A 25,011-nucleotide genomic window follows, 5' to 3' on the forward strand; every position below is an offset into this window, starting at 1 on the left:
TGACTTTTGCTGTTCGTTAGCTCACAAAGCCACCAATCAGCATATTAAACCGGCGAAATCAGCTTACTGCAGGCACCTCAATAGCCAAATCAGGCTATCGGCCACGGTTTATCACAGCCCTCTCACTTCTTGCCCTTATCAGCATATCGGTTTTAATTGAACATTTGAAAAGCCAATTTATAATTGGCTTTTCAAATGTTCAATTAAGGTTTCGTCATGCATCAGATCCTGGATAGCCGTAAAGAGGAGAACATTGTTCCTCTGTTCCGCCTCGGGTTTCGGCCTTTCTTCCTGCTCGGCGCCTTGTTCTCAACATTGGCAATGCTGGGCTGGCTTGGGCAGCTCAATGGCTGGTTCGTCCTGCCGGGGATTGGCAATCCCATCTGGTGGCATGCTCACGAGATGTTGTTTGGCTTCGGAGCGGCAATTGTTGCAGGATTTCTGCTGACCGCAGTGCAAAACTGGACAGCTCACCCAGGGGTTAGAAGCTGGCCGCTTGTGCTGATCGTGGTGCTGTGGGCATTGCCGAGGGCATTGCTGCCCTGGTTGGGCGAGCACAATACCCTGCTGATGGCGGCAGACCTGCTCTGGCTGCCGCTTTGCGCTTGGTATCTGGCCAAACCTATCGTGCAGACTAAACAATGGCGCAACCTCTTCTTTGTGCCTCTGCTGGTTGTTCTGACCCTGCTCAACGCTGCCAGCTGGCTGTGGCAGGCACAGTGGGTAGATATGGAACATCTGTTCATTACCGCTGTGCTCTTGTTTACGAACCTCATCGCCGTGATGGGAGGGCGAGTCATCCCCTTCTTTACCGCCAGAGCCACCGGGATTGAAAAAGCTGTTCCTATTCTCTGGCTGGAGCGAGGGGCTCTTGCCACGCTGTGGCTCACCCTGGTGAGCTGGCTGCTGCTACCCACACAGTGGACCACCAGCATCTATATGTTCCCTCTATATATAGTGGCGGCCGTTTTGCATCTGTGGCGCCAGTTGCGTTGGCGAGTGCCGTCCACTCTTGGCCAGCCCCTCTTGTGGTCGCTGCACCTCGCCTACCTGTTTATTCCCCTCGGCCTGCTCGCCCTTGGTGCTCTGGCTGCCGGCCTGCCCATAAGCCTGTCGCTGGCCAGCCACCTGCTCAGTGCCGGCTGCATGGGGACCATGATCCTAGGGATGATAGCCCGGGTCTCCCTTGGTCACAGTGGCCGGGCCTTGCAGGTGGGGCGCAGGATCCAGTACGCGTTCGCGCTGGTGATCATGGCCGCCCTACTCAGGGTCGTGATCCCGCTATTCTGGCCTGCCTATACCCTGCACGGCTGGAACCTGAGCGGCCTAGCCTGGAGCCTGGCGTATGCTCTGTTTGTCTGGGTCTATGCCCCCATACTGACCAGCCCTCGTGCAGATGGGCGACCTGGCTGAGCCACCAGCTCAAGACCTGCTGGCCGGATAGTGGATCAGATTGTGGAAGATAGCCGGGGCCACCCCCTGATTGCGATAGCCATGAGGGCGATCAGCCGCAAAACGCACCGCCTCTCCCTGTGTCAAGGAACGCCACTCTCCATCCACCAGCACTTCCATCTGGCCGCTGATGACGATGACATGCTCGGTCACTCCGGGCTCATGGGGTTCTGATTCTCGTTGATAACCGGGCAACAGAGTCAGCTCAAACAGTTCGAATCCAAAGCGCCTCTCATAAGGGAAGAGAGGGGCGACCTGCATGCCCTCTCCCGCAGGCTGCTGGCGAATCGCATCTGCGGTGCGATATAGCACTTCCCCCTGCTCTGCCGGAGTCGGCTCGATGAAGCTGGAGAAAGAGACCCGAAAGCCGGTCGCGATCTTCCACAAAGTGGCAACCGTCGGGCTCGATTCCCCTCGCTCAATCTGGCCCAGCATCGCCTTGCTGACGCCAGTCTCTCGCGCCGCAACATCCAGGCTCCAGCCCAGTTCACTGCGTAACCCCTTCAGACGTTGTGCCAGATGCCGATTCACCTCTTGCATGACTGCCTCTTTAATTGCGCCAGCATTAATTGCCTTGTGCGCTATAACGCACATCGATATAGTCTGGTGCAATATTGTACGCAATAACGCACAAACCGCCACAGCCCCACAAGGACGTTATATGCCCTTTGCCCTTCCCCATCTGGTCGCCGGCTTCATCGCCGTGATGGTCGGTTATACCAGTTCGGTCATCCTGATCATTCAGGCAGCCACGGCAGCGGGGGCTGATGCAGCCCAGTTCGCATCCTGGTTATGGACGCTGGGTATCGGCATGGGCATCAGCTGCATCGGCCTCTCCCTCTATTACCGCATCCCCGTCTTGACCGCCTGGTCGACCCCGGGGGCCGCCCTGCTCATCACCTGCCTGGGTAACTTCACCCTGGCCGAGGCCATCGGCGCCTTCATTATCTCTTCCCTGCTGATCACCCTGTGCGGCATCAGCGGCTGGTTCGATCGGCTAATGCGTCATATCCCCGCCCAACTGGCAGCGGCCATGCTCGCCGGGGTACTGCTCAAATTCGGACTGGATCTGTTCAAAGTCGCGCCGGCAGATCCCATGCTGCTCGGCAGCCTGTTGCTGGCATTCCTGCTCGGCCGCCATCTATGGCCACGCTATACCATGGTACTGGTGCTGACGGTCGGCATTCTCATCTGCCTGTTGAGAGGAGAACTGCTGCTTGACACCATTCACTGGCAACTGGCCGGCCCGGTCATGACCTGGCCAGAGTTCTCCCTTGGTGCCCTGTTCGGTATCGCTCTGCCACTGTTCATCGTCACCATGACCTCCCAGAACATGCCGGGCATTACCATTTTACGGGCCCACGGCTATCAGCCCGCCACCTCATCTCTCATCACCTGGACCGGCCTGACCGGTCTGCTGCTGGCTCCATTCGGCGGTTACGCCTTCAACCTGGCGGCCATCACTGCTGCCATCTGCATGGGGAAAGAGGTGGATCCGGATGCCAAGCGGCGCTGGCCCGCGGCAGTGTGGGCTGGCTGCTTCTATCTGCTGACCGGCTGTTTCGGTGCCACGGTGGCGGCGCTGTTCACTGCCTTCCCGGCGACACTGGTGACCTGTGTCGCCGGGTTGGCCCTGCTCGGCACCATCGGCAGCAGCCTGCACACCGCATTGCAACACGATGATGCCCGTGAGGCCGCCCTGCTGACCTTCATCATCACAGCTTCCGGTATCAACCTGCTCGGCATCGCTGCCGCCTGCTGGGGACTGCTCATCGGCATAGGGCTCTATGGCATCCAAATTTATCGACAAAGGAATCAATTGGATCACAAACCGTGAACCATTCCACACTCTCCGTACAAAATAGTTCACAACTGAAACTAATTTTAATCTAGTGGCATCAGGCGGCATCTTCTTCCCAATTTGCCGCCTGTCAGGTTCATATAACGGAGAATAAAAATGAAAAGTCAGGCTGTCTTGTTATTGCTGGCCATACTGGGCGCCACGAGCGTCCAGGCTGCCGATACGGATCGGGAGCTGGCGCGCCAGCTCGCGCTACAACAGAAGAGTTTGCTGCCTCTGGTGAGCAATCCTCAGTACCAAAGCCCGCTGCCCGAGTTGTTGAAGAAAGCGCCCACTCGCCTTAAACGGCAAGCAACCGATGCCAATCAGGCAGCGATCGCCCGACAAGGGCTCGACGGGGAAGTGAAGCAGTTGATGCAGCTGCGGCTGGCCAACCCGGAACAGGCTGCCGCCTTGCAACAGGGGGTTGAACCGCTGGTCGCTTATGTCCCGAGCGGTGATGAGAAGAGCTGGAGTGCCATCGAAGCGTTCGACAGCGCCGGCAATCCGGTCTATCTGGATGTCGACAAGGCACCGGCCCGACCCGTGCTCGTGGTCGAAGCCGATCCAGTAAAAGCCAAAAATGCCGGTCTGCAGGTGATGCGCAAGGCGTTTGCCGCAGCCGATATGCAGGCCGTCCAACCCAAAGCCTCAGCCAACACTGCACCGCTCAAAACAAGCATCCTGAAAAAGATCAGACTGAAAGATGATCAAGAGCCATGGCTGCTCGGTGCTGCCGAGGTTTATGCCGTCGTCGCCGGGGTCAACCCCAGTCGGGATGAACCCGTGGTCGATATCGTCGATATGCCCTACCTCGACTATGACAATACCGACTACACCCCCAACCAGATCTTGGTTTACTGGGATCGCTACCGCTGGGGTGCGGTTGATATCGTGATGATGGAGCAGGATGACAACGTCAACTACAAGGAGCTGGCAGACCTGCTGATTGAGGCGCTCAAGCTCGGCTTTACCGCTGGCGGAGTGCCGGAGGGACTCCCCTTCCTCGATCTGGGCGGTCGTATCGTCAAGGCGCTGCCCGACTCCTGGATGACCAACGACGATGACTATCTGGATACCTTCTACACCCTGGAGCAGGACCAGAGTTATCATCAGTATCCGGGAGCGGCAGGCAATGCGGTGATCGATCTCGAGCCGAAAGAGATCGCCCCGACCAGACCCTGACGGGTAGCCATAAAAAAGCCAATGAGCGACTCATTGGCTTTTTATCCCTCTGGCGGTTACGGCTGACCTTTCGGTCGCACCCCCAGGGTGTGGCAGATGGCATAGGTTAATTCGGATCGGTTCAGGGTATAGAAGTGGAAATCCTTGACCCCTTCCTGACTCAGCACCCGTACCTGATCGATGGCGATACTCGCCCCCACCAGATTACGAGTCATCTGGTCGTTCTCCAACCCTTCAAAACGCTGATGCATCCAGCGCGGGATCTTCACGTTGGTGAAGCCGGCAAACTTGGCCAGGGTCTGGTAGTTGGAGACCGGCAGGATCCCCGGCACGATTTCGGCATCAATACCGATGGCGGCACAGCGATCCCGAAAACGCAGATAGGTCTCCACATCGAAGAAGAACTGGGTAATGGCGCGGTTGGCACCGGCATCGATCTTGCGCTTGAGGTTGAGCAGATCCGACTGGGCGCTCTTCGCCTCCGGGTGACCTTCCGGATAAGCAGCCACCGAGATATCGAAGTCAGCCTCTGCCTTGAGCAGGGCAACCAGATCGGTCGCATACATCTCGGGCTTCTCCAACCCCTGAGGCAGATCACCACGCAGCGCAACAATATGGCGGATCCCGCTGTTCCAGTAGTCGCGGGCAATGGTACGCAACTCGTCGCGGCTGGCATCGATACAGGTCAGGTGGGGCGCGGCAATCAGGCCGGTGCGCTCCTTGATATCCTTGATCACCTTGTGAGTACGGTCCCGGGTACCTGAATTAGCGCCGTAGGTCACGGAGACAAACTTGGGTTCCAGCACTTTCAGTCGCTCAATGGACTGCCAGAGCGTGTTTTCCATCCCTTCGCTGTTGGGCGGGAAAAACTCGAAACTGACCGATATATCGCCATTCAAATCTGCCAGACTCTGGTTGAGCGCTTCAACCTGACGTGCACTGTGAAATCCCATCTGCTCTTCTCCCTGTCCTGCAATCCATCTGTCTACGTCAAAACGGATGTTTGGACGTCTAAACGTCTTTATATTTATGAGCAAAACGGGACAAAGTCAACAGGGAATTACCTCACATCCGATCTGACGAACTTCATATTTATAAAATTAACGGTACGTAACCGAACTGTGCCCATCCCAAAATCGCACCAGTCGAGTTATGATGAGGGCAGATCGTCCTGGACGTTCTGAATCTGCGTGTGATTGTTTGGCCGGAGGCTTCTCCGGCCCCTTTTCATCTATTTCCCACTCCTGCCGATAACAGAATGAGTCTTTGCAGGAGCATCATCATGGATACCCACCCCGGCTTTGCCACCGACTTGCTGTTCGATCGCTATCAAGGCGAGGTCGTTCAGCACGATCAGTTCTGGGCGGTTCGCACACCGGATGCTCCCGATTACTACTTCGGCAACTACCTGCTGCTCCCCACCCCACCCAGCGACCGTGACAAAGGCTGGCTGGAAGCCGCATTCGATCAGTTGATCGGCCAGGATCCTCGAGTGCGCCACCGCACCTTCCAATGGCCACTGGCGGCCGGACAAAACAGCCGGATCGCCGGTTTTGTCGCAACGGGATACCAATATATGGAGTGTGTGGTGCTGGCACTGGATGAACAGAGTTGCCCACCTCCTCACGGCGACATGAACAAGGTTGAGGCACGTACCTTCACCACTGCTGATTGGCCTGAGTGGCTCGACTTCGAACTCCATGAACGGGATGAGGGACACTCGGAACAGAGCTATCTTCCCTATCTGCGATCCCGCCAGGCGCTCTATCAGGCCATGATTGCCGATGGTCTCGGGGACTGGTGGGGGATCTGGCAAGAGGGGCAACTGGTCGCCAGCTGCGGCCTCTTCTTTTGCGGCACACTGGGGCGCTTCCAGTTGGTGCGCACTCACCAGGCGTGGCGAAACCAGGGGTTATGCCGCCAGTTACTGAGTCAAGTGGCTCGCGCTGGATTGTCGCGCGCCAAACAGCTGATCATAGTGGCCGACGAGCACTACCATGCCCAGCGCATTTACCGCTCTCTGGGATTTGCCCCGGTTGCCCGCATCGGCAGCCTCTGCCGCTGGCCACACGACACACAATAAAGCGATTAGCTCTGGCCGCAAACCATCAATAAAAACGGGAGGCTGATGCCTCCCGCTTGTCATTTATGCTGATGAGTTATTACTGCGAAGCTTCCAGCTCGTTCGAGAGTGCCTGCTCCACCTCATCAGACTGCGCCGGTAATGGTGCAGCGGCCGCAGATGCGGGCTCTGCGGGTGCCACCACTGCAGGCGTTTCACTGGTCGCTGGGGCTGCGGACACCTCAGTCGCCGGCGCTGAAGCCGAAGCAGGGGCAGGGACAACCGCATCACACTGACAATCCGCGCTCTTGGCCTTGTTGCCCTGATGAGGGGCATACCAGCTCTTCAAGCCACTTTCCAGTCGATCCGCGGCAGCCTTGGGCTCCATCTTGCCGAGCAACACAGCCTGACTCACCTCGGCCAGCTCATCCCCCAACTTGGGCGTACCACGGGAGAGGATCTGAGTCGCCACCCGAATGGTCGAGTCACACTGATCCCGCCACTCCATCATCTCTTTAGCCGCCGGATTGGTGACATCGAAGAAGTGGTTGGAGAGGGAAAAGAATCCCGGCAACGAATTGGTATAGAGCTCGGCAAATTGCGGCGTCGTCAGCCACTGCAGGAAAGCCATCGCCCCCTCTTTGTTCTTGCTGGCCGGATTCATCCCCATACCGATATCGGTGTGGTCGGTAAAGAAACAGCCATCCCCCTGTTTGGCCACCGGCGGGCGCATGACGCCAAAATCGACCTTGCCGGTGAAGGGGGTAATCTCCCAGGATCCTGCAACATAGAAAGCGGCCTTGCCGGAGGTAAACAGTTCGTTGCTGGTCGCATAATCGCGGCTCTCGGCCCCCTCGCCAAGGTAGGAACGCCAGCGGGCCAGCTCATCGAACACCTTCACATATTGCGGGTTATCCAACCGCTCCTGCCCGCCGATCAGAGCCAGACGGCCGTCCTCTCCCTTCCAGTAGTTGGGGCCAATATTCTGGAAGCCAAGCTCTGAGGCAACCCAACTCTCGGCACCGCTCATGGCCAACGGCACATAGCGCCCATCAGCCTTGATCTTGTCCAGCACGGCAAAGAACTGATCGCGGGTTTGCGGCAATGTCAGCCCCAACTCACTGAAGATCTTCTTGTTATAGAAGAAGCCATGGATAACCGACGCCATGGGTACACAGAAGGTCTGGGCACCGGAATCGGTCTGCCAGGGTGACTGGGCAAAACTCGGGAAGTTCTCCATCCCCGCCATCTCGGTCAGCTCGGCCAGATGTCCCGCCTTGAACAAGGCAAGCGAGTCATCAAACGGACGACAGGTAATGAGATCCCCCGCCTTGCCCCCTTTCAGGCTCTCCCACAGAGTGGGCATGTAGTTGACGTTCTGCACCGGATGAAAACTCACCTTTATGCCGGGATGCGCCGCTTCAAACGCCGGGATAATCTTCTGCTCCCACAACGCCTTGTCATCGGTTCGCCAGCTTTCAATCACCAGCTCGCTGGCCATCAGCTGGCCACACAACAGGAGACTCAGGGCTCCAATCCACTTTTTAGACATAAGCCCTCCTAGACCTTGAAATGTGAGATCAATTGCTGCTGTTTGGCGACCAGGTCGGCCAGCACTTCACTGCTGCTGGCGGATTCGCGCGCCTCCCGCTCCGTTTCGTATGCCACATCGGCAATACCGGCGATATGACGAGCGACCCCCTGACTGACGGAGATCTGCTCCTGAGCGGCATGGGCCACCTGATCAGCCATCGACTTGATGGCACTCATCCGATCGGCAATCGATTGCAGCGCAACATCCATCTCGCGAGTCTGCTCGACACAGCTCTGGGTCTGCTCTTGGCTGCGCCCCATCACTTCAACCACATGCTTGCTGGAGCTTTGCAGGTTCTCAATCATCCCCTGGATCTCTTCGGTCGAGGTCTGGGTGCGATTGGCCAGCGCCCGCACTTCATCGGCCACCACCGCGAAACCGCGGCCAGCATCGCCAGCACGGGCGGCTTCGATGGCGGCGTTCAAGGCCAGCAGGTTGGTTTGCTCGGCAATACTGCGGATCACATCGAGAATGCTGCCGATATTGTTACTGAATTCCCCAAGTTTGTAGGTGATGCCGACAGCCTCCTCCATGGCACCAGCCAGCTGCTCGGTGATCCGGCGAGTGATGGCCACTTTCTGGCGACCATTGCGCGCCTCTTCGTCAGCCAGATCCACTTCCCGCTTGGTGCCATCGGTAGAGCGGGCCACCTCGGTCGCACTCACTTCCAACTCGGTAATGGCGGCGGCTACCTGATCGGTCTGGCTCTTCTGCTCCTGCACCCGGGACATGGCCCGTTCGCTGATCTCGGCAGCGCGACTCGCCTCGTCCACCAGATGGCGGGAGCCCGCATTGATTTGGGAGAGCAGCTCGCCAGTCTTGCCCGCCAGCGTATCAATGGAGCGAGAGAGGCTGCCAAATTCGCAACTGCTGCGGTAGTTGATGCGCCGTGTCATGTCGCCGGCCGCCATGTAATCGAGCTCCTTGTTGATCATCTGCAACGGACGCTGAATGCTGCGTGCCGTGGTATAGCCGATCACCAGTGCGGCAGCAGCCGACATCGCGGCAACCACCAGGATCCAGAAGCTGGCACTGCTGACCGCCTCATCCGCATTGACACGGCTCTCGCTGGCGATGGCTCCGGCAGACTTGCCCATCTCATCGAGCAAATTGAGGCAGTTGACCAGACTGGCATCCAGCTGTTGATTCTGAGTAGCCAACGACAGCTCCAGTTGTTGGGCCTGACGCATGGTCGCCAGCAAGCCCTGAGCGCCGAGCGCCAGCTCCTGCATCCGATCCAGGTTGGAGACAAAGCGCGCTTTCACATCATCGGGCACCAGTACACGCTCCAGACGCTTGCGGGCCATCTCGATATCCTTGCTAAGCACCTTTTCCAGCTCGTTCAGGTCGGTTTTGGCATCGGCACGGCGGATATTCTTCAGATCGCGGGCGATCCCTGAGGTAATGAGTTCCGCCTTGTTGCGCATGGAACGCTTGCTGGCCGTCTGTTGCAACAGCAGATCAGCCGCCCACTGGTAGGTATCCTCAAGGCGGATAAATTCCATCTCCAGCTTGTGGCGCTGATCCAGTGCACTGACCCACTGCCTATGCTGGGCCAACACCTGATCCGCCAAGCCATAGAATTGGGTGGTGGCACTCTCGACCTGCTGGAAACGGGCTCGGGCATCCGCTACGCCGGTAAATTTACCCATCTCCTGACTCAGCTGGGCAAAGCGGTTCTGCTGCTCCTTGAACTGATTGGCCAACTGCGGCAACTGGGCGGCATCTTCACTGGTACGGTAGACCAGCACCCAGCGGTTACTATCCTGCAGTGCCCCCTTGAGGCCTGCGACAGCGACTACCAGCGGGGTTGCACGGTCAGATACGGCAGAGAGACCGTCATTTATACCCTTGATTTTAAAGGTACTGATCACTCCAAGCAGGATCAGCAACAGCAGCATCAACACAAATCCGGCGATGATCCGCTGTACGATAGATAAACCCATGGAGACATCCTCACTCATTGGGGGAAGGTAAAGTGAACATAGTCACTATCGGCAGGGGTGGCGAATAACTGAAATAAAGCGGCAGGTATTTAATTGATTTGTATCGGGTTGGATCACAGTACAGACAAAATCAGCCATACGAAAAAAGCCCGGCACAAGCCGGGCTGAAAGAGACGTACTTTGCTATCTTCCGCGGTCCGTTCAGAACCGCAGTCAGAATCATTAGAAGCGGTAGCCAACACCCACCATAAAGGCCATCGGGTCGACCTTGGTATTAATGGTGCCAATCGCTGTATGGACATCGGTATCGATATCCATGATCCAAGCTGAACCGTTGACAAACCAGCGGTCAGTGATCGCCATATCGATACCAACTTGTCCGGCAACACCCCAGGAGTCATCGACTTTGACATCGGTTCCTGACAGTGCACCACGACCCTCTTCATCAAAGAAGGTGGTGTAGTTCACGCCAATACCGACATACGGGCGAACCTTGCTCTGGGCATCGCCAAAATAGTACTGACCCATCAGAGTCGGCGGCAGATGCTTGATCTTGGCCACTTCAGCGCCACCCAGTTTGACTGAATGAGAGAAAGGGGTTGCAGCCAGCAACTCGACACCCCAGTTATCAGTAATCATGTAAGAGAGAGTCAATCCCAATTGCATGTTGTCATTAATTTCCAGCTCTACAGGCGTGCTGCTTTCCTGCGGCGATACAAATGCCAAACCACCACGAACCAGAATATCACCAGCCTGATGGGCCATGGCGAAAGGAGAGGTCACTGCAGCGGCAATCATCAGAGGAAGTAATTTTTTCATCACGTAATCCCTTTTTTTGTTTTCATTTGATGCTGTAAGCCCGCTGACTATATGCCCTTGTAAATGCAAAGTTATTGACTTGGAGCAAAGGTTGCACAGAAATAAATCGATTGGTGTGACATCTTTGCGCGCCATCTCAATCTCGTTGAGCCCCCAGACAACAAGCTGAAATACCTGTTTCGACAGGTTGTAACTACCCGCATTCAGCGCCAAAAGGAGCAAACAAACCACATCTTATTGCACGGCAGTGCGGCGATTAATTGTTGTTTATATGGGTAAATCAGCGTATTTTTTGCGCCATGCAAGTTACTGGGAAGTAATGGTTTATTTATGAAAAATGAGTCGAAATGGCAAAAGGTGGGGGCCTTTCTCGCGGCCGTGTGGGGAATCGGATCCTTTCTCTTTATCCTGCTCGGTTTTATTGTCGCCCTGGCCTATCTGGTATTGGTACGGCAGGGTTAATCCGGATTGACAGAGTGCAGCAGGGTGATATGCCCCCCTTCGGCAAGCTGTTCCGGAGTCTGGCCCATTCCCTCCGCAGAGAGGCTACCAGCGTAGCCACACCACCGATTGCGCCCACCGACTTTGGCCTGATACAGCGCCATGTCCGCCAGTTTGAAGCTATGGCTCCAGAATGAATCCGGGCACTCCGGGTGCAACGGATAGCGGCAGAACCCCAGCGACACCGTCAACCAGAGTGGCGCATCCTCTCTGCCAAAGCGGTGCCGAGCGACACGCTGGCGCAGATATTCGACCCGCAGCGCCAACTCTTGCTCGTCATCCACCTGCAACAGCAACAAGAACTCCTCCCCGCCCAGCCGGATGATAGGCTCGCGCTCTCCTGTCACCACCTTGCGCAGCAGATCCGCCAACTGTTTCAGCACCAGATCCCCGATGTCATGGCCAAGGCGGTCATTGATCCGCTTGAAATGATCCAGATCCAGCAGCAATAACAGACAAGGTTTGGCCCGGTTGGCCTGCAACCAACCATCGAGATAGCGACGATTGAAGCAACGGGTCAAGGGATCGGTGAATGCAGCCATCTCCATCTGGCTGGATTTTTCCAACAAATCATCATGTTGCTGACTAACCTTGCTGGCCATCTCCCTGAACTTGCCGCTCAGGGTCGCCATCTCTGCGCTGCTGTCGATATAGGGGATCAAGGTGGCATCTGGCCGATCGCCAAAGCGTTGCAGCGCCGACACCAGCTGCTGCAACGGGGTAAGCACAATGCTATTGAGCCGATACATGGCGATCATGACGCAGATAAAACTGATAAACAGCATGCCGATAAAGGTCCAGAGCGCCCCCTCCATGACGCCACTCAAAATCTTTCTCTCCTCCTCAATCACCAGAGTCAGCACCGGCAGGTTATCGCTGTTGAGCAGTCGCACCTCTCCCCTAAGCCGAGTGAGCCCAAGGTCAATCAGGCGATACGTTATTTGCGGTTTCAGTGGCTTGAAGGTAGCGGAGACATCCAGATTGGCGTGGGAAATCGCCAGTGGCAGAGCGGTACGCTCAGATACTTGCTCGAGGTAAGCCTTGTCGAGCCAACGTACAACCAGCAAGAAACCGTTGAACGGGGCCGACTCATCACTGTTTCTGATCGGCTGCCATGAGTACATCAGCGGCCCCCACTGGGAGGCCCGGATCCCATGCAGATTAATCCCCCCTTGTGCAGCCGAGCGCTCCCTTAACTGCTTTTTCAGTTCATCCAGGAAGTAGGGGAACTGATCCGGGTTGATCCCCGGCGCATCAGGCAGCAGAGTGCGCGTCCAGACCTCGTAACCAGTGAGGTCAATGAAACTCATCAGATTAAGGCGAAAGTCCTGCATTGGCATATCACTAAGCAGATTGGATTCGATATATGTCCTGCTTTTGTTGCCCATAAAGCGGTGACTGTCATCCCAGATGCCCCAATCACGACTGAATGCGTCCAGAGCGGCCACATCCGCCTGCACCGCCTTGGTCACGCGCAGCAGATGTTCCTTCATTCGCTGCTCTTCAATCCGGCTGGCTGCCGGGATCTGGGCCCACGCCAGCAGGACCAGCAATAGCAGGATAGCCCCCAGCCAGATAGGGAGCATGGAGTAAGCCAACTGATGATCAATCGTGTGCGGAGCCTGAGCCATAACCCGATATATCCATTACCATGACGCTGAGATGCCAAGCCTGCCCCACTTGACGCGCTTCTCCTCATGCTCCCGATTTTTATAACAAAAAGGGGCCAAAGGCCCCTCGATTATAACGGCTTATCGCGCCAATAGTGGCCGCAAAAAACGAGCTGTATGAGACTCTTTATTGATGCAAATCTCCTCCGGCGTCCCCGTCACCAGAATGCGACCACCACCTGCCCCTCCCTCCGGTCCCAAATCGACGATCCAGTCGGCAGTTTTTACCACATCAAGGTTGTGCTCGATGATGACGATGGTGTTACCGCGATCCCGCAGCTGGTGCAGCACCTTGAGCAATTGCTGGATATCGTGGAAGTGCAACCCGGTGGTCGGCTCGTCCAGGATGTAGAGAGTCTGACCGGTATCACGCTTGGAGAGCTCGCGCGCCAGCTTGACCCGCTGCGCCTCGCCGCCCGACAGGGTGGTGGCCGACTGGCCGAGCCGGATATAGGAGAGGCCCACATCCATCAGGGTCTGCAGCTTGCGTGCCACGGACGGCACCGGATCGAAGAACTCGCGAGCATCTTCCACCGTCATCTCGAGGATTTCGTGGATGTTCTTGCCCTTGTATTTCACCTCCAGGGTCTCGCGGTTGTAGCGCTTGCCTTTGCAGACATCGCACGGTACGTAGACATCCGGCAGGAAGTGCATCTCTACCTTGATGACCCCATCCCCCTGACACGCCTCGCAGCGGCCCCCCTTCACGTTGAAGGAGAAGCGGCCCGGCTGGTAACCGCGCGATCGCGCCTCCTGGGTGCCGGAGAGCAGTTCACGGATCGGGGTAAACAGGCCGGTGTAGGTCGCTGGGTTGGAGCGCGGGGTTCGACCGATGGGGCTCTGGTCGATGTCCACCACCTTGTCCAGATGCTCCAACCCCTCCACGCTGCGATAAGGCGCTGGCGTGGATTCGGTCGCCTTGTTGAGCTCACGGTGAGCAATGCGGAACAGAGTGTCGTTGATCAGGGTCGACTTGCCGGAGCCGGAGACGCCGGTGACACAAGTCATCACCCCGATGGGCAGATCCAGGTTGACGTTGCGCAAGTTATTGCCGCTCGCCCCCTTGAGCTTCAGCCACTTGCCGGTAAGCGGAGTACGCTCGGCAGGAATGGCGATCTGCTTGCGGCCAGAGAGGTAGTCACCGGTCAGCGACTCGGGATTAGCAATGATCTCCTCCGGCGTGCCCTGGGCGACGATGGCCCCGCCGTGCACCCCGGCTCCCGGGCCGATGTCGAGCACATGGTCCGCGAGGCGGATGGCATCCTCGTCGTGCTCCACCACGATCACTGTGTTGCCGAGATCGCGCAGGTGAGTGAGGGTCTTGAGCAGCCGTTCATTGTCGCGTTGGTGCAGGCCGATTGAGGGCTCGTCCAGCACATACATGACACCTACCAGACCGGCACCGATCTGGCTGGCCAGCCGGATCCGCTGCGCCTCACCGCCGGAGAGGGTCTCAGCACTGCGCGACAGGCTCAGGTAGTTGAGGCCAACGTTCACCAGGAAGCCGAGCCGCTCGACGATCTCTTTGAGGATCTTCTCGGCGATCTGGGCGCGCTGGCCGGTCAGATTCAACCCCTCAAAAAAGGCCAGCGCATCACCGATGGACTGCTCGGCGATGGCCGGCAGGTTGCGGTTGTCGACGAAGACGTGGCGCGCCTCCTCCCGCAGCCGGCTGCCACCGCAGCTGGTACAGGATTTGTTGGCGATGTATTTGGAGAGCTCTTCACGCACCGAGTTGGACTCGGTCTCCCGGTAGCGCCGCTCCATGTTGTGCAGGATCCCCTCGAACGGGTGCTTGCGCACCACAACGTCGCCGCGATCGTTCATGTAACGGAACTCGATCTCGGTGCGACCGGAGCCGCGCAGGATCACCTCTTGGGTCTTGAGTGGCAGATCCTCCCACGGCGTTTCCAGATCGAACTTGTAGTGCTCGGAGAGGGATTTGAGCATCTGGAAGTAGTAGAAGCTGCGCTTGTCCCAACCACGGATGGCGCCGTTGGCCAAGCTGATAGCCGGATCGCCGATCACCTTGGCCGGATCGAAATATTGCTGCACCCCGAGGCCGTCGCAGGTAGGGCAGGCACCGGCCGGGTTGTTGAAGGAGAAGATACGCGGCTCCAGCTCCGACATGGAGTAGCCGCACTCCGGGCAGGCGAAGTTGGCGGAGAAGGTCATGGGGGCAACCCCCTCCTCCCCGTCCATCGGCACTACCAGTACGATGCCGCCGGAGAGGGTCAGTGCCGTTTCGAACGACTCGGCCAGACGCAGTGCCAGGTCGTCGCGCACCTTGAAGCGGTCCACCACCACCTCGATGGTGTGCTTCTTGTGCAGCTCCAGAGTCGGAGGATCGGAGAGATCGCACACCTCGCCGTCGATACGGGCACGGATGTAGCCCTGGGCCGCCAGATTCTCCAGCAGCTTGGTGTGTTCCCCCTTGCGATCGCGCACTACCGGGGCAAGCAGCATCAGCTTGCTCCCCTCCGGTTGGGCCAGCACCTGATCCACCATCTGGCTGATGGTCTGGGCAGCGAGCGGAATGGCATGGGTCGGGCAGCGCGGCTCACCGACCCGGGCGAACAACAGACGCAGGTAGTCGTAGATTTCGGTAATGGTGCCGACGGTCGAGCGCGGATTGTGGGAAGTAGACTTCTGCTCGATAGAGATAGCGGGCGAAAGCCCCTCGATATGGTCGACGTCCGGCTTCTCCATCAGGGAGAGGAACTGGCGGGCATAGGCGGAGAGGGACTCCACATAGCGGCGCTGCCCCTCTGCATAGAGGGTATCGAACGCCAGGGAGGATTTGCCCGAACCGGAGAGGCCGGTGACCACGATCAGCTTGTCGCGGGGCAGGGTCAGATTGATGTTCTTGAGGTTGTGGGTGCGAGCACCCCGGACCACGATCTTTTCCATCTTGTTGCACGCTCGATACGGAAACCTGAGCGGGTCAGTATGGCATAGAGACTACTGGATGAATAGACAGGCATTATCTATCGCCGTTATCCTTTTTTACGATGGATAGACCGTTCGTCACACCCTGACCAAGGCGGCGAGTTTGCCCACAATCCACACCAGCAAGCGCTCGCCCGCAGAGTGATCAACTGTTACTATTGGGGGCTAAACCTGAATCAGAACACGCGAAACGAGCACTCTGATTGCTGCAACGGTTATAGAAAAACCATGCTGTTCAATATGATAACGACATGGTCATGAAAAAAGCGCGGTAACTTATTTAGTGGGTCCAGGCCTTGCCTGACCGGAATATAAAGGTGGAAGAGAGATTATGGCCAGTCGAGGCATCAATAAAGTCATTCTGATCGGTAACCTCGGGCAAGACCCGGAAGTACGCTACATGCCGAGTGGCGGTGCTGTGACCAACATTACTCTGGCCACCTCTGAAACCTGGCGCGACAAACAGACCGGTGAGCAGAAAGAGCGCACCGAGTGGCACCGCGTCGTTTTCATGGGCAAGCTGGCCGAAGTGGCTGGCGAGTACCTGAAGAAAGGCTCACAGGTCTATGTCGAAGGCAAACTGCAGACCCGCAAGTGGCAGGATCAGAGTGGCCAGGAGCGCTACACCACTGAAGTGCTGGTCGACAGCTTCACCGGCGTCATGCAGATGCTGGGTGGCCGTCCGCAAGGCGGTCAGGGCATGGGCCAGAACATGGGTGGTCAACAAGGTGGCTGGGGTCAACCACAGCAAGCCATGCAGCAGCCGATGAACCAGCCGCGCCCTGCGCCGGCTCCGCAGCAAAACATGCAACAGCAAGGTGGTTATAGCCGCCCGGCCCAGCAGCCGCAATCCGCGCCACCGGTCTATAACGAACCGCCGATGGATTTCGACGACGACATTCCATTCTAAAAAGAACATGACAAAAAAAGACCCTGTCAAATCAGGGTCTTTTTATTGGAACAAAGCCACCTGCTCAACTCAAGAGAGGTATAACTTTTAGCGGCCACCCATTTTAGAGTGGCAGATATCCTCAACAGGAGCACTTTGTGAGAGGTGCGATGAAGCCTATTACCCTGTTCGTCCTGCTGCTGGCGAGTGTGCTCTCCGGAACATTGCTGGCGCAACCACTCAAAGTAGGGGTCAGCTTTGCGATCCCACCTTATGTGATCGAACAAAATACCCGTGGTATAGAGCTGGACTTGCTGAAAGAAGCATTTGCCGGGAGTGGCTATGAACCCAGTTTTGAGTTTTTGCCACTGGAACGCACTTTCCGCCTGTTCGAGTCAGGCAAGCTGGACGCCATCATCAACGTCCGACCAGGCATGGTTGATCCTCTCTTTCTTACACGCCCCGTCATTACTTTCCATAACCGGATTTTCACCCTGCGCAGCAGCCAGGTCAGCACACTGGACCAGCTCTCCACCATGAGGGTCACCGCATTTCAGCGGGCAAGGATCATTTTGGGAGAAACCTTCGCCAACATGGTTAATCAGAATCCTCACTACGAGGAAGTAGCCAAACAACAGGTACAGGTTCATCAACTGCTGCGCGGTAGAGTCGATGCCATTGTGTTGGAAGAGCGGGTGTTCTACTACTATCTGGATCAGCTTGTTGCCTCGGGTCAGAGTGGCGAAAAATATGACCGCGATCAGATAAGACAGCTGGATCTCTTCTCACCAACGGTTTATCACTTTGCCTTTCGCGCGGCAGATGCCCGCAACCTGTTTAATCGAGAGCTTGAGAAGATGCACAGTGATGGTCGCTATCGGCAAATTTTTGCGGCATATGGCGCTACACCTTGAACCACAAACAAAAAAGCCAGCCGGTAAGGGCTGGCTTTGTACTGGCTCCGGAGGAACAACAGTAGGAGGAGCGTTACTTCATTGCGCTGCCGTTTTTCAGTTCTGCTTTCTGACGTTTGGCTTCGCGTTTCTCTTTCAGTGACATCTGCGGTTTTTTCTTGGCATCTTTGCCGTTGTGATGTTCTTTGTTACTCATCATCAAACTCCAAAAATGTTACCCAGACAGTTGGTTCCCAAGGGAGCCAGCATGCCATCCGAATTATCGACTTCAGTACGCTTGGTGCGATGGTGCAAGACCATCACCAGACCCAGCATACCCCCCAGTGGCATCCGGATCCAGTCTCATGGTCGGCCAAAAAATGCAGTGAGCTACTCCTGAGTGCCGAATCCAAACAACCTCGACAGGAAAGACCAAAAAAGAGTAATTCGCATTATTAAATGTTGTCATGCTTATATTAAGCCATCGTTACCTGGATATTTTCACGGATAAATATAAATCCCTCTTGTTATTTATTGTCATTCAAGTGACCACCGTTTTAATAAGCATTCGCAATATCACTGGAAACATCAAGTTACAACTCTGAATAGCGTTATTTGCTGTCAGACCGATATAATGCCCACCGCACCAAAATATCCTTTTATATGCAGGAAGCTGTGACATGAACAGAAAAACCAGGGCAGCCATGGTGTCGGTCTGCTCCAATATCAGCCTGATCACCATGAAAGTGGTGGCCGGTTTCGCCAGCGGCTCGGTCAGTATCATCTCGGAGGCGATCCACTCCGCCATGGATCTGGTGGCGGCCCTGATCGCCCTGTTCGCGGTGAAAAAGTCTGATCTCCCGCCTGATGAACGGCACCCCTATGGCCACGACAAGATTGAAAATGTCTCCGGCGTCATCGAAGCACTGCTTATCTTGCTGGCCGCGGGCTGGATCATCTTCGAAGCCGTCGACAAGTTGATCACCCCCAGCCCCATTGAGAGCATTGGCTGGGGCGTGCTGGTGATGGTGATCTCGGCGCTGGTCAACAGCGGCGTCTCGGCTTACCTCTACAAAGTGGCCCGAGAGGAGGAGTCGGTCGCCCTGGCAGCCGATGCGCTTCATCTCAAGGCGGACGTGCTCACCTCAGCTGGCGTGGCAGCCGGTCTTGGTGGTATCTGGCTGGCTGGCCTGTTTGGCCACTCCCTCGTCATCCTCGACCCGCTGGTCGCCATGGCGGTCGCCATCTTTATTGTCAAAGAGGCGATAAGTATGCTCAACGAGGCCTTCCAGCCGCTGATCGACCAGAGCATGAGCCCGGAAGAGCTGGTGATGACCAGCCACATCATCACCGAATGCTGCCCCGCCGCCAGCGGTTTTCACGACCTGCGCAGCCGTCGTGCCGGTCGCCGCCGCCATATCGACTTCCACCTCACACTGCCCCCGGAGATGAGCATCAGCGAAGCCCACGATATCTGTGATCGCATCGAGCACGCCATCATGCAGCAGCTGCCCCACGCCATCGTGCTCATCCATGTCGAGCCGGAGGAGCAAGAGCTGCCCTCGCCGCTCGCCATAAACTGAAATGTGGCAAACAGGCGGGAAAGTAGCAGCGAAAGAACGGAAAGTTGGCACAAACCCGCATTTTTACTGCCGGAAAGCCGATTGCATAAGAAGTGATCGGCACAACTGTGTTAGGGTGTCTAACCACCCTGCCGCAGGAGCGCGCCGTGAAAAAGCTGGAAATGAAAGATCTGACCGAGGCCGAAAAGGCCGAGATAGCCTTGTTATTGCAAAAAGCACAAGCCAATGCAGACCACCAGCTGACCAACGGAGAGCGGAACAAGATCCGCGAAGAGGGTCGCCTGAAAATTGTGGCGGATCGCGCCGAAGCGGCAAAGGCAGCCTCCAAGCTGGCTCGCGAAAAAGCCAAAGAGCGCGCCAAGAATCAGGTACTGCCGGAAACCTTCAGCTGGATTGATTCGGTCAGCAACAAGTTTCGCAGCAAGCGCTGACCCCTTCTTGCAAAACGCCCGCAGGCACTTGGTGCCTGCGGGCGTTTGCATGTCTGGGCGATGCTCGATGATCCCGATTGGGCGCGGCCATTGATTTGCTTCTCAGTCGCTAATCGCAGCAGCTGAGAGGTGATTCACATTATGGGTTAGAGAGAACGCAAACTGACAATCCCCGTCTATCGCCATTTTTTCTTTTTTCTCATCTTTTTTGCCAGAACTGGCTACACAGTCAGGGGAAAAAAGCCGAATCTGACTTTCTACAGAATGGCATGTGTCTCGGATGCTTTTCCTATACCATTGAAATACATCATTTTTACTACAAAAAATGAGATTTCAGGCTGTTACAAAACATTAATATCGAGATAAAGTTTGCTTTAAAAATGAGAGCGTGTTTTAATCTTTCTCGATGGTTCGGCAGTTCAGACCTGATTATGTTAGGCAGTCATTTTAGTAAAGCAGTGATTAGTATAAGTGTTATCTTCGATAATTCTTATCAAATAATTCTCCTTCTTTAGTGCTCCCCATACGTATTGCTGACGAAAAATCAAAAATTGCCATCTAGATGGCATTCAACACTATTTAAGGAAATTATTATGTCTAACAAAATGACTGGTACCGTTAAGTTCTTCAACGCTGAGAAAGGTTTTGGTTTCATCTCCCCGGCTGACGGCAGCAAAGACGTGTTCGTACACTTCTCCGCTATCCAGTCCACCAGCTTCAAAACCCTGGACGAAGGTCAGCGCGTTGAGTTCACCATCGAGCAAGGCCAGAAAGGCCCGGCTGCTGCCAACGTAGTTGGTCTGTAATTCAAGCCGGAGCATGCTGCTGATGGCTCACGCCAACTGCTGACAGCTCTGCAAGAATTAAAAAAACCCGCTTCGGCGGGTTTTTTGTTGTTTCCCGCATTTTCCTCACTGCTCTCCCCTCCCACCGACCGTTTGATCCCAGCCTTACACGCTCTCACCGCTTGAGTCCGACACAAAGCTTCGAATGGACTCAAAGTGTAAAATAATGACGAAAAAGTCAGGTTATCCGCTGCATTTGCCGCGAATTCTTGCTATTTTGCGCGCCACTAACGCAAACGATTTCCTTCACACTTTCAGGATTAGTTATGGCAAAGCAAGATATGGCCGCCCAGTCAGGGAACGGCGGCTTTCTGGACTCTTATTTTTCCATTTCTGCGCGCGGTAGTAGTGTGCGCCAGGAGCTGCTGGCCGGTTTGACCACCTTCCTGGCCATGGTCTACAGCATCATAGTGGTGCCGAACATGCTAGGTGCCGCCGGTTTTGAGCAGGGTCCCGTCTTCGTGGCCACCTGCTTGATCGCCGCCTTCGGCTCCCTGCTGATGGGTCTGTGGGCCAAGCTCCCGATGGCCATCGGTTGCGCCATCTCCCTCACCGCCTTTACCGCATTCAGTCTGGTTCTGGGTCAGGGGCTGAGCATTCCGGTCGCCCTGGGCGCCATCTTCCTGATGGGGGTGCTGTTTACCCTGATCAGCGTCACCGGTGTGCGCCAGTGGATCCTGGACAACCTCCCCTCCGGCATCGCCCACGGCACCGGCATAGGCATCGGTCTGTTCCTGCTGCTGATCGCCACCAACGGCGTCGGCATGGTGATCAAGAACGAAGGGGCCGGCATGCCAGTGCAATTGGGTGAGGTCACCTCTTTCCCGGTCATCATGACGGTACTGGGTCTGGCTGCCATCTTCGGTCTGGAACGTCGCAAAGTGCCGGGTGGCATCCTGATGGTGATTATCGCCATCTCCATCCTCGGCCTTATTTTCGACCCGAAAGTGACCTGGCAAGGCTTCTTCGCCATGCCGAGCCTGACCGGTGAGAAAGGCTCACTGGTAGGCAGCATGGATCTGCTGGGCGCCCTCAATCCGGTGGTGATCCCCACCGTCTTGGCGCTGGTAATGACCGCCGTGTTTGACGCCACCGGCACCATCCGTGCCGTGGCCGGTCAGGCGGGCCTCATCAACGAACGCGGTCACATTATCAATGGCGGCAAGGCCCTGACTGCCGACTCCGTCAGCAGCATGGTGGCTGGCGCGGTGGGAGGTGCTCCGGCTGCCGTCTACATCGAATCCGCCGCAGGTACTGCAGCAGGTGGCAAGACCGGCCTGACCGCTGCGCTGGTCGGCGTGCTGTTCCTGCTGATGATATTCCTCTCCCCGCTGAGCTATCTGGTACCGGCTTACGCCACCGCACCGGCCCTGATGTATGTCGGTCTGCTGATGCTGGGCAACGTCACCAAGCTGGACTTCAGCGACTCGGTCGATGCCCTCGCCGGCATGCTGTGCGCCGTCTTCATCGTACTGACCTGCAACATAGTCACCGGCATCATGCTGGGCTTCGTGGCGCTGGTCGTTGGCCGCATCTTCGCTGCCGAGTGGAAGAAGCTGAACATCGGCACCGTCATCATCGCCCTGGCGCTGGTGGTCTTCTATGCAGGTGGCTGGGCCATCTAACCCACCCGCTTATTCCGGTTATAGCGAAGGGCCCTGCGGGGCCCTTTTTCATGGCTGTGAGGCCGCTAACAGTTTCCCGCCCGCTTGCCCCGCGTCGTTTCAGATTGAAACGCCAATGCACCAAATCCTGTTTCAAATCCGAACCAAACAGGCCGTTATTTTTATCCCTTTTTCTCTCGTTAGACTGGCTCCATCAACCATTTGCCCACCCGTGCGGTGGCAAGCCAAGGAGTGAGCCATGAAGAAACTGATCAATGCCGTCGATGCCGTGGTCCGTGAACAACTGATGGGGATGGCGGCCGCCCACCCCGAGCTCAAGGTCCGTATCGAACCCCACTACATCACTCGCGCCGACTCCCCCGTGATGGGCAAGGTGGCGCTGGTCTCCGGCGGTGGCAGCGGCCACGAGCCGATGCACGGCGGTCTGGTGGGCAAGGGGATGCTGGATGGCGCCTGCCCCGGCGAGATTTTTACCTCCCCCACCCCGGATCAGATGTACGAGTGCGGTCAGGCCGTTGATGGCGGCGCGGGCGTGCTGTTTCTGGTGAAGAACTACACCGGCGATGTGCTCAACTTCGAAACCGCGGTCGAGCTGCTACACGGCGATGGCGTCAAGGTCGGCTTCTCGCTGATCGATGACGACGTGGCGGTCAAAGACAGCCTCTATACCGCCGGTCGCCGTGGCGTTGCCACGACCGTTCTGTGCGAAAAACTGGTGGGGGCCGCTGCCGAAGCGGGCTATGACCTGACCCGCTGCGAGGCGCTGGCCCGCCGCATCAACAACCAGAGCCGCACCATCGGCGTTGCCACCCACGCCTGCACCGTGCCTGCTGCTGGCAAGCCCTCCTTCACCCTGGCGGACAACGAGCTGGAGTTCGGCGTGGGCATTCACGGCGAGCCGGGCATCGAACGCCGCCCCTTCACCGGCCTCAATACCCTGGTGGATGACATGTTCAAGGAGCTTGCTGACAACACCCCCTATGGCCGCACCCTGCGTCACTGGGACAGAGCCTCCGGCAGCTGGCAGGAAGAGCACACCTTTATCGAACCGCTCAACAAGGGTGATCGGGTCATCGCACTGGTCAATAGCCTCGGCGGCACCCCCATCTCCGAGCTTTATGGCGTCTATGGTCGCCTCGCCACCCTGTGCGAAGAGGCGGGCATCCATCTGGTGCGCAACCTGATTGGCCCCTACTGCACCTCCCTCGACATGACCGGCATCTCCATCACCCTGCTCAAGGTGGATGACGAGCTGATGACCCTGTGGGATGCCCCCGTTCACACCCCCGCCCTGCGTCGCGGCTGCTAAGGAGAACCCATGTTAAGCAAGCATCACATCGTCAACTGGCTGCTCGACTGCGAACACATCTTTACCGAGCAGCGTGACTACCTCACCGCACTGGATACCGACATCGGCGACGGCGACCACGGCCTCAACATGCAGCGCGGCTTTGCCAAGGTGGCCGAGAAGCTGCCCGCGGTAGCGGACAAGGATATCGGTCAGGTGCTGAAAACCACCGGCATGACATTGCTCTCCTCGGTCGGTGGCGCCAGCGGCCCGCTCTACGGCACCTTCTTTATCCGGGCGGCGGCCAGCAGTGACGCCTGTCAGAGCCTGAGCCTCAGCCAGCTGTGCAAAATGCTGAGTGACGGAGTCGAGGGGATCGTCTCCCGCGGCCGTGCCGAGCCGGGCGACAAGACCATGTGCGATGCCTGGTGGCCGGCACTGGCCGCCCTGCAACAGGCGCAGCAGCAAGAGCTGCCGCTCAACGAGGCGCTGGACAAGGCGGTGGCAGCTGCCGCAGCCGGTACCGAGGCCACCATCCAGATGCAGGCCCGCAAGGGGCGCGCCAGCTATCTTGGCGAGCGCAGCATCGGCCATCAGGATGCCGGGGCCACCTCGACCCTGTTGCTGCTGACCGCCCTGCGTGACAGAGCGAGGTTGTGACATGATCGGAATCGTAGTTGTCTCTCACAGCGCCATGCTGGCAGCCGGATTGAAAGCGCTGGCCGACCAGCTCGGCAGCACGGCCAGATTGCTGCTGGCGGCCGGGGTCGATGACCCCGACCACCCCATCGGCACCGACGCCATCGCAGTGATGAGTGCGATTGAAGAAGCGGACGACGGTAGCGGCGTGCTGGTACTGATGGACTTGGGCAGCGCCCTGCTGAGCGCCGAAACCGCCCTCGAACTGCTGCCCCCCGAGTTAAGCGCAAGGGTTCAGCTCTGCCCCGCCCCGCTGGTCGAGGGTACTCTGGCCGCCGTGGTGGCGGCCGGTTCCGGCCTGACGCTGGATGAGGTAGCCGCCGAAGCGCTCGGTGCCCTTGGCCCGAAACAGGCGATGCTGCCTGCCAGTGCAGCGCAGGCCGCCACCGAGACAGCCCCTGTTTCCGACGACGGCTGGCTGCGCTGCGAGGTGGTGGTGGATAACCCCCACGGCCTGCATGTGCGCCCCGCCGCCCGACTGGTGGCCGCCCTCAAGCCCTTTGCCGCTGAACTCAAGCTGCAAAAGGGGGATAAAGAGGCCAATCCCCGCAGCCTGACCCGGCTCGCCATGCTCAACGTGCGTCAGGGCGACACGCTCACCCTGCTGGCGCGCGGGGAGGATGCCACCGCCGCACTGACCTGCTTCCAGCAGCTGGCCGACGAGCGCTTTGGCGACTGACGCCACTGTTTCAAGGGGCTGCACTCGCTCGCTGAGCCAGTGCAGCACCATTCAAGACGAA

General features: G+C 57.3%; 21 protein-coding genes. 13 read left to right on the forward strand and 8 right to left on the reverse strand.

Features of this window, described 5'->3' with window-relative positions; genetic code table 11:
- Window positions 1-216 precede the first annotated feature (216 nt).
- Window positions 217-1,413 carry an NnrS family protein gene (locus G5154_RS13190; protein ID WP_421251053.1) on the forward strand — a complete coding sequence of 399 codons (1,197 nt, stop codon included), beginning with the start codon at window positions 217-219 and terminating at the stop codon, window positions 1,411-1,413.
- Window positions 1,414-1,422: 9 nt separating this feature from the next.
- On the opposite strand, the gene G5154_RS13195 is transcribed toward G5154_RS13190, so the two are convergent.
- Window positions 1,423-1,992, reverse strand: coding sequence for a helix-turn-helix domain-containing protein (locus tag G5154_RS13195; RefSeq protein ID WP_421251054.1), 570 nt, complete (start codon window positions 1,990-1,992; stop codon window positions 1,423-1,425).
- A gap of 121 nt (window positions 1,993-2,113) precedes the next feature.
- Between G5154_RS13195 and G5154_RS13200 the strand changes: the two genes are divergently transcribed.
- Together G5154_RS13200 and G5154_RS13205 are read left to right on the forward strand one after the other, a co-directional pair.
- Complete coding sequence (locus tag G5154_RS13200; protein ID WP_378006256.1) at window positions 2,114-3,289, forward strand: benzoate/H(+) symporter BenE family transporter; 1,176 nt, start codon at window positions 2,114-2,116, stop codon at window positions 3,287-3,289.
- Window positions 3,290-3,409: 120 nt separating this feature from the next.
- Entirely contained in the window at window positions 3,410-4,477 is a 1,068-nt protein-coding gene (locus G5154_RS13205; RefSeq protein ID WP_185228196.1) for a DUF3103 family protein, read from the forward strand.
- Window positions 4,478-4,533: 56 nt separating this feature from the next.
- On the opposite strand, the gene metF is transcribed toward G5154_RS13205, so the two are convergent.
- Window positions 4,534-5,430: a methylenetetrahydrofolate reductase gene (gene metF, locus G5154_RS13210; RefSeq protein WP_005341548.1), complete on the reverse strand. Its 897-nt coding sequence runs from the start codon at window positions 5,428-5,430 to the stop codon at window positions 4,534-4,536.
- A 329-nt stretch (window positions 5,431-5,759) separates the two neighbouring features.
- Here metF and G5154_RS13215 point away from each other — a divergent pair, with 329 nt between their 5' ends.
- A complete protein-coding gene (locus G5154_RS13215) occupies window positions 5,760-6,560 on the forward strand; it encodes a GNAT family N-acetyltransferase (RefSeq protein ID WP_421251055.1) in 801 nt (266 codons plus the stop codon).
- A 79-nt stretch (window positions 6,561-6,639) separates the two neighbouring features.
- Here G5154_RS13215 and G5154_RS13220 read toward each other — a convergent pair whose 3' ends face one another.
- The 5 genes from G5154_RS13220 to uvrA form a co-directional block, all read right to left on the reverse strand.
- Window positions 6,640-8,091, reverse strand: coding sequence for an ABC transporter substrate-binding protein (locus G5154_RS13220; protein WP_421251056.1), 1,452 nt, complete (start codon window positions 8,089-8,091; stop codon window positions 6,640-6,642).
- Between the two features lie 8 nt (window positions 8,092-8,099).
- Window positions 8,100-10,079 carry a HAMP domain-containing methyl-accepting chemotaxis protein gene (locus G5154_RS13225; RefSeq protein ID WP_421251057.1) on the reverse strand — a complete coding sequence of 660 codons (1,980 nt, stop codon included), beginning with the start codon at window positions 10,077-10,079 and terminating at the stop codon, window positions 8,100-8,102.
- A gap of 222 nt (window positions 10,080-10,301) precedes the next feature.
- Window positions 10,302-10,898: an OmpW family outer membrane protein gene (locus G5154_RS13230; protein WP_005340187.1), complete on the reverse strand. Its 597-nt coding sequence runs from the start codon at window positions 10,896-10,898 to the stop codon at window positions 10,302-10,304.
- Between the two features lie 458 nt (window positions 10,899-11,356).
- Entirely contained in the window at window positions 11,357-13,030 is a 1,674-nt protein-coding gene (locus G5154_RS13235) for a diguanylate cyclase (protein ID WP_421251058.1), read from the reverse strand.
- A 120-nt stretch (window positions 13,031-13,150) separates the two neighbouring features.
- Window positions 13,151-15,979, reverse strand: a complete 2,829-nt coding sequence (gene uvrA, locus G5154_RS13240; protein ID WP_421249962.1) for an excinuclease ABC subunit UvrA — start codon at window positions 15,977-15,979, stop codon at window positions 13,151-13,153.
- A gap of 370 nt (window positions 15,980-16,349) precedes the next feature.
- Here uvrA and G5154_RS13245 point away from each other — a divergent pair, with 370 nt between their 5' ends.
- The gene (locus tag G5154_RS13245; RefSeq protein WP_005341559.1) at window positions 16,350-16,928 is read left to right on the forward strand and encodes a single-stranded DNA-binding protein; all 579 of its coding nucleotides are present in this window, start codon (window positions 16,350-16,352) and stop codon (window positions 16,926-16,928) included.
- A gap of 149 nt (window positions 16,929-17,077) precedes the next feature.
- Window positions 17,078-17,821, forward strand: a complete 744-nt coding sequence (locus tag G5154_RS13250; RefSeq protein WP_041233983.1) for a substrate-binding periplasmic protein — start codon at window positions 17,078-17,080, stop codon at window positions 17,819-17,821.
- 73 nt (window positions 17,822-17,894) lie between these two features.
- Here G5154_RS13250 and G5154_RS13255 read toward each other — a convergent pair whose 3' ends face one another.
- Window positions 17,895-18,020, reverse strand: a complete 126-nt coding sequence (locus G5154_RS13255; protein ID WP_019445191.1) for a hypothetical protein — start codon at window positions 18,018-18,020, stop codon at window positions 17,895-17,897.
- 460 nt (window positions 18,021-18,480) lie between these two features.
- Here G5154_RS13255 and G5154_RS13260 point away from each other — a divergent pair, with 460 nt between their 5' ends.
- From G5154_RS13260 to dhaM, 7 genes are all read left to right on the forward strand, one after another.
- Entirely contained in the window at window positions 18,481-19,383 is a 903-nt protein-coding gene (locus G5154_RS13260) for a cation diffusion facilitator family transporter (RefSeq protein ID WP_421251059.1), read from the forward strand.
- Window positions 19,384-19,529: 146 nt separating this feature from the next.
- Entirely contained in the window at window positions 19,530-19,814 is a 285-nt protein-coding gene (gene yjbD, locus G5154_RS13265; RefSeq protein WP_005340165.1) for a DUF3811 domain-containing protein, read from the forward strand.
- 593 nt (window positions 19,815-20,407) lie between these two features.
- Window positions 20,408-20,620, forward strand: coding sequence for a transcription antiterminator/RNA stability regulator CspE (gene cspE / locus G5154_RS13270; protein WP_005316548.1), 213 nt, complete (start codon window positions 20,408-20,410; stop codon window positions 20,618-20,620).
- A 305-nt stretch (window positions 20,621-20,925) separates the two neighbouring features.
- On the forward strand, window positions 20,926-22,284 hold the full coding sequence (locus G5154_RS13275) for an NCS2 family permease (protein ID WP_216980017.1): 1,359 nt from the start codon (window positions 20,926-20,928) through the stop codon (window positions 22,282-22,284).
- A gap of 238 nt (window positions 22,285-22,522) precedes the next feature.
- The gene (gene dhaK / locus G5154_RS13280; RefSeq protein ID WP_421251060.1) at window positions 22,523-23,593 is read left to right on the forward strand and encodes a dihydroxyacetone kinase subunit DhaK; all 1,071 of its coding nucleotides are present in this window, start codon (window positions 22,523-22,525) and stop codon (window positions 23,591-23,593) included.
- 9 nt (window positions 23,594-23,602) lie between these two features.
- Window positions 23,603-24,232 carry a dihydroxyacetone kinase subunit DhaL gene (dhaL, locus tag G5154_RS13285; RefSeq protein ID WP_021231630.1) on the forward strand — a complete coding sequence of 210 codons (630 nt, stop codon included), beginning with the start codon at window positions 23,603-23,605 and terminating at the stop codon, window positions 24,230-24,232.
- 1 nt (window position 24,233) lies between these two features.
- On the forward strand, window positions 24,234-24,950 hold the full coding sequence (gene dhaM / locus G5154_RS13290; protein WP_421251061.1) for a dihydroxyacetone kinase phosphoryl donor subunit DhaM: 717 nt from the start codon (window positions 24,234-24,236) through the stop codon (window positions 24,948-24,950).
- Window positions 24,951-25,011: the final 61 nt, after the last annotated feature.

The organism is Aeromonas sp. 600527 (assembly GCF_049175415.1).
Lineage (GTDB): Bacteria > Pseudomonadota > Gammaproteobacteria > Enterobacterales > Aeromonadaceae > Aeromonas > Aeromonas veronii_A.

Excerpts from the sequence above, each read along its gene's own strand:
- G5154_RS13190 (WP_421251053.1), top strand. The coding sequence starts at position 217 with ATGCATCAGATCCTGGATAGCCGTAAAGAGGAGAACATTGTTCCTCTG.
- G5154_RS13195 (WP_421251054.1), bottom strand. The coding sequence starts at position 1,992 with ATGCAAGAGGTGAATCGGCATCTGGCACAACGTCTGAAGGGGTTACGC.
- G5154_RS13200 (WP_378006256.1), top strand. The coding sequence starts at position 2,114 with ATGCCCTTTGCCCTTCCCCATCTGGTCGCCGGCTTCATCGCCGTGATG.
- G5154_RS13205 (WP_185228196.1), top strand. The coding sequence starts at position 3,410 with ATGAAAAGTCAGGCTGTCTTGTTATTGCTGGCCATACTGGGCGCCACG.
- metF (WP_005341548.1), bottom strand. The coding sequence starts at position 5,430 with ATGGGATTTCACAGTGCACGTCAGGTTGAAGCGCTCAACCAGAGTCTG.
- G5154_RS13215 (WP_421251055.1), top strand. The coding sequence starts at position 5,760 with ATGGATACCCACCCCGGCTTTGCCACCGACTTGCTGTTCGATCGCTAT.
- G5154_RS13220 (WP_421251056.1), bottom strand. The coding sequence starts at position 8,091 with ATGTCTAAAAAGTGGATTGGAGCCCTGAGTCTCCTGTTGTGTGGCCAG.
- G5154_RS13225 (WP_421251057.1), bottom strand. The coding sequence starts at position 10,079 with ATGGGTTTATCTATCGTACAGCGGATCATCGCCGGATTTGTGTTGATG.
- G5154_RS13230 (WP_005340187.1), bottom strand. The coding sequence starts at position 10,898 with ATGAAAAAATTACTTCCTCTGATGATTGCCGCTGCAGTGACCTCTCCT.
- G5154_RS13235 (WP_421251058.1), bottom strand. The coding sequence starts at position 13,030 with ATGGCTCAGGCTCCGCACACGATTGATCATCAGTTGGCTTACTCCATG.
- uvrA (WP_421249962.1), bottom strand. The coding sequence starts at position 15,979 with ATGGAAAAGATCGTGGTCCGGGGTGCTCGCACCCACAACCTCAAGAAC.
- G5154_RS13245 (WP_005341559.1), top strand. The coding sequence starts at position 16,350 with ATGGCCAGTCGAGGCATCAATAAAGTCATTCTGATCGGTAACCTCGGG.
- G5154_RS13250 (WP_041233983.1), top strand. The coding sequence starts at position 17,078 with ATGAAGCCTATTACCCTGTTCGTCCTGCTGCTGGCGAGTGTGCTCTCC.
- G5154_RS13255 (WP_019445191.1), bottom strand. The coding sequence starts at position 18,020 with ATGATGAGTAACAAAGAACATCACAACGGCAAAGATGCCAAGAAAAAA.
- G5154_RS13260 (WP_421251059.1), top strand. The coding sequence starts at position 18,481 with ATGAACAGAAAAACCAGGGCAGCCATGGTGTCGGTCTGCTCCAATATC.
- cspE (WP_005316548.1), top strand. The coding sequence starts at position 20,408 with ATGTCTAACAAAATGACTGGTACCGTTAAGTTCTTCAACGCTGAGAAA.
- G5154_RS13275 (WP_216980017.1), top strand. The coding sequence starts at position 20,926 with ATGGCAAAGCAAGATATGGCCGCCCAGTCAGGGAACGGCGGCTTTCTG.
- dhaK (WP_421251060.1), top strand. The coding sequence starts at position 22,523 with ATGAAGAAACTGATCAATGCCGTCGATGCCGTGGTCCGTGAACAACTG.
- dhaL (WP_021231630.1), top strand. The coding sequence starts at position 23,603 with ATGTTAAGCAAGCATCACATCGTCAACTGGCTGCTCGACTGCGAACAC.
- dhaM (WP_421251061.1), top strand. The coding sequence starts at position 24,234 with ATGATCGGAATCGTAGTTGTCTCTCACAGCGCCATGCTGGCAGCCGGA.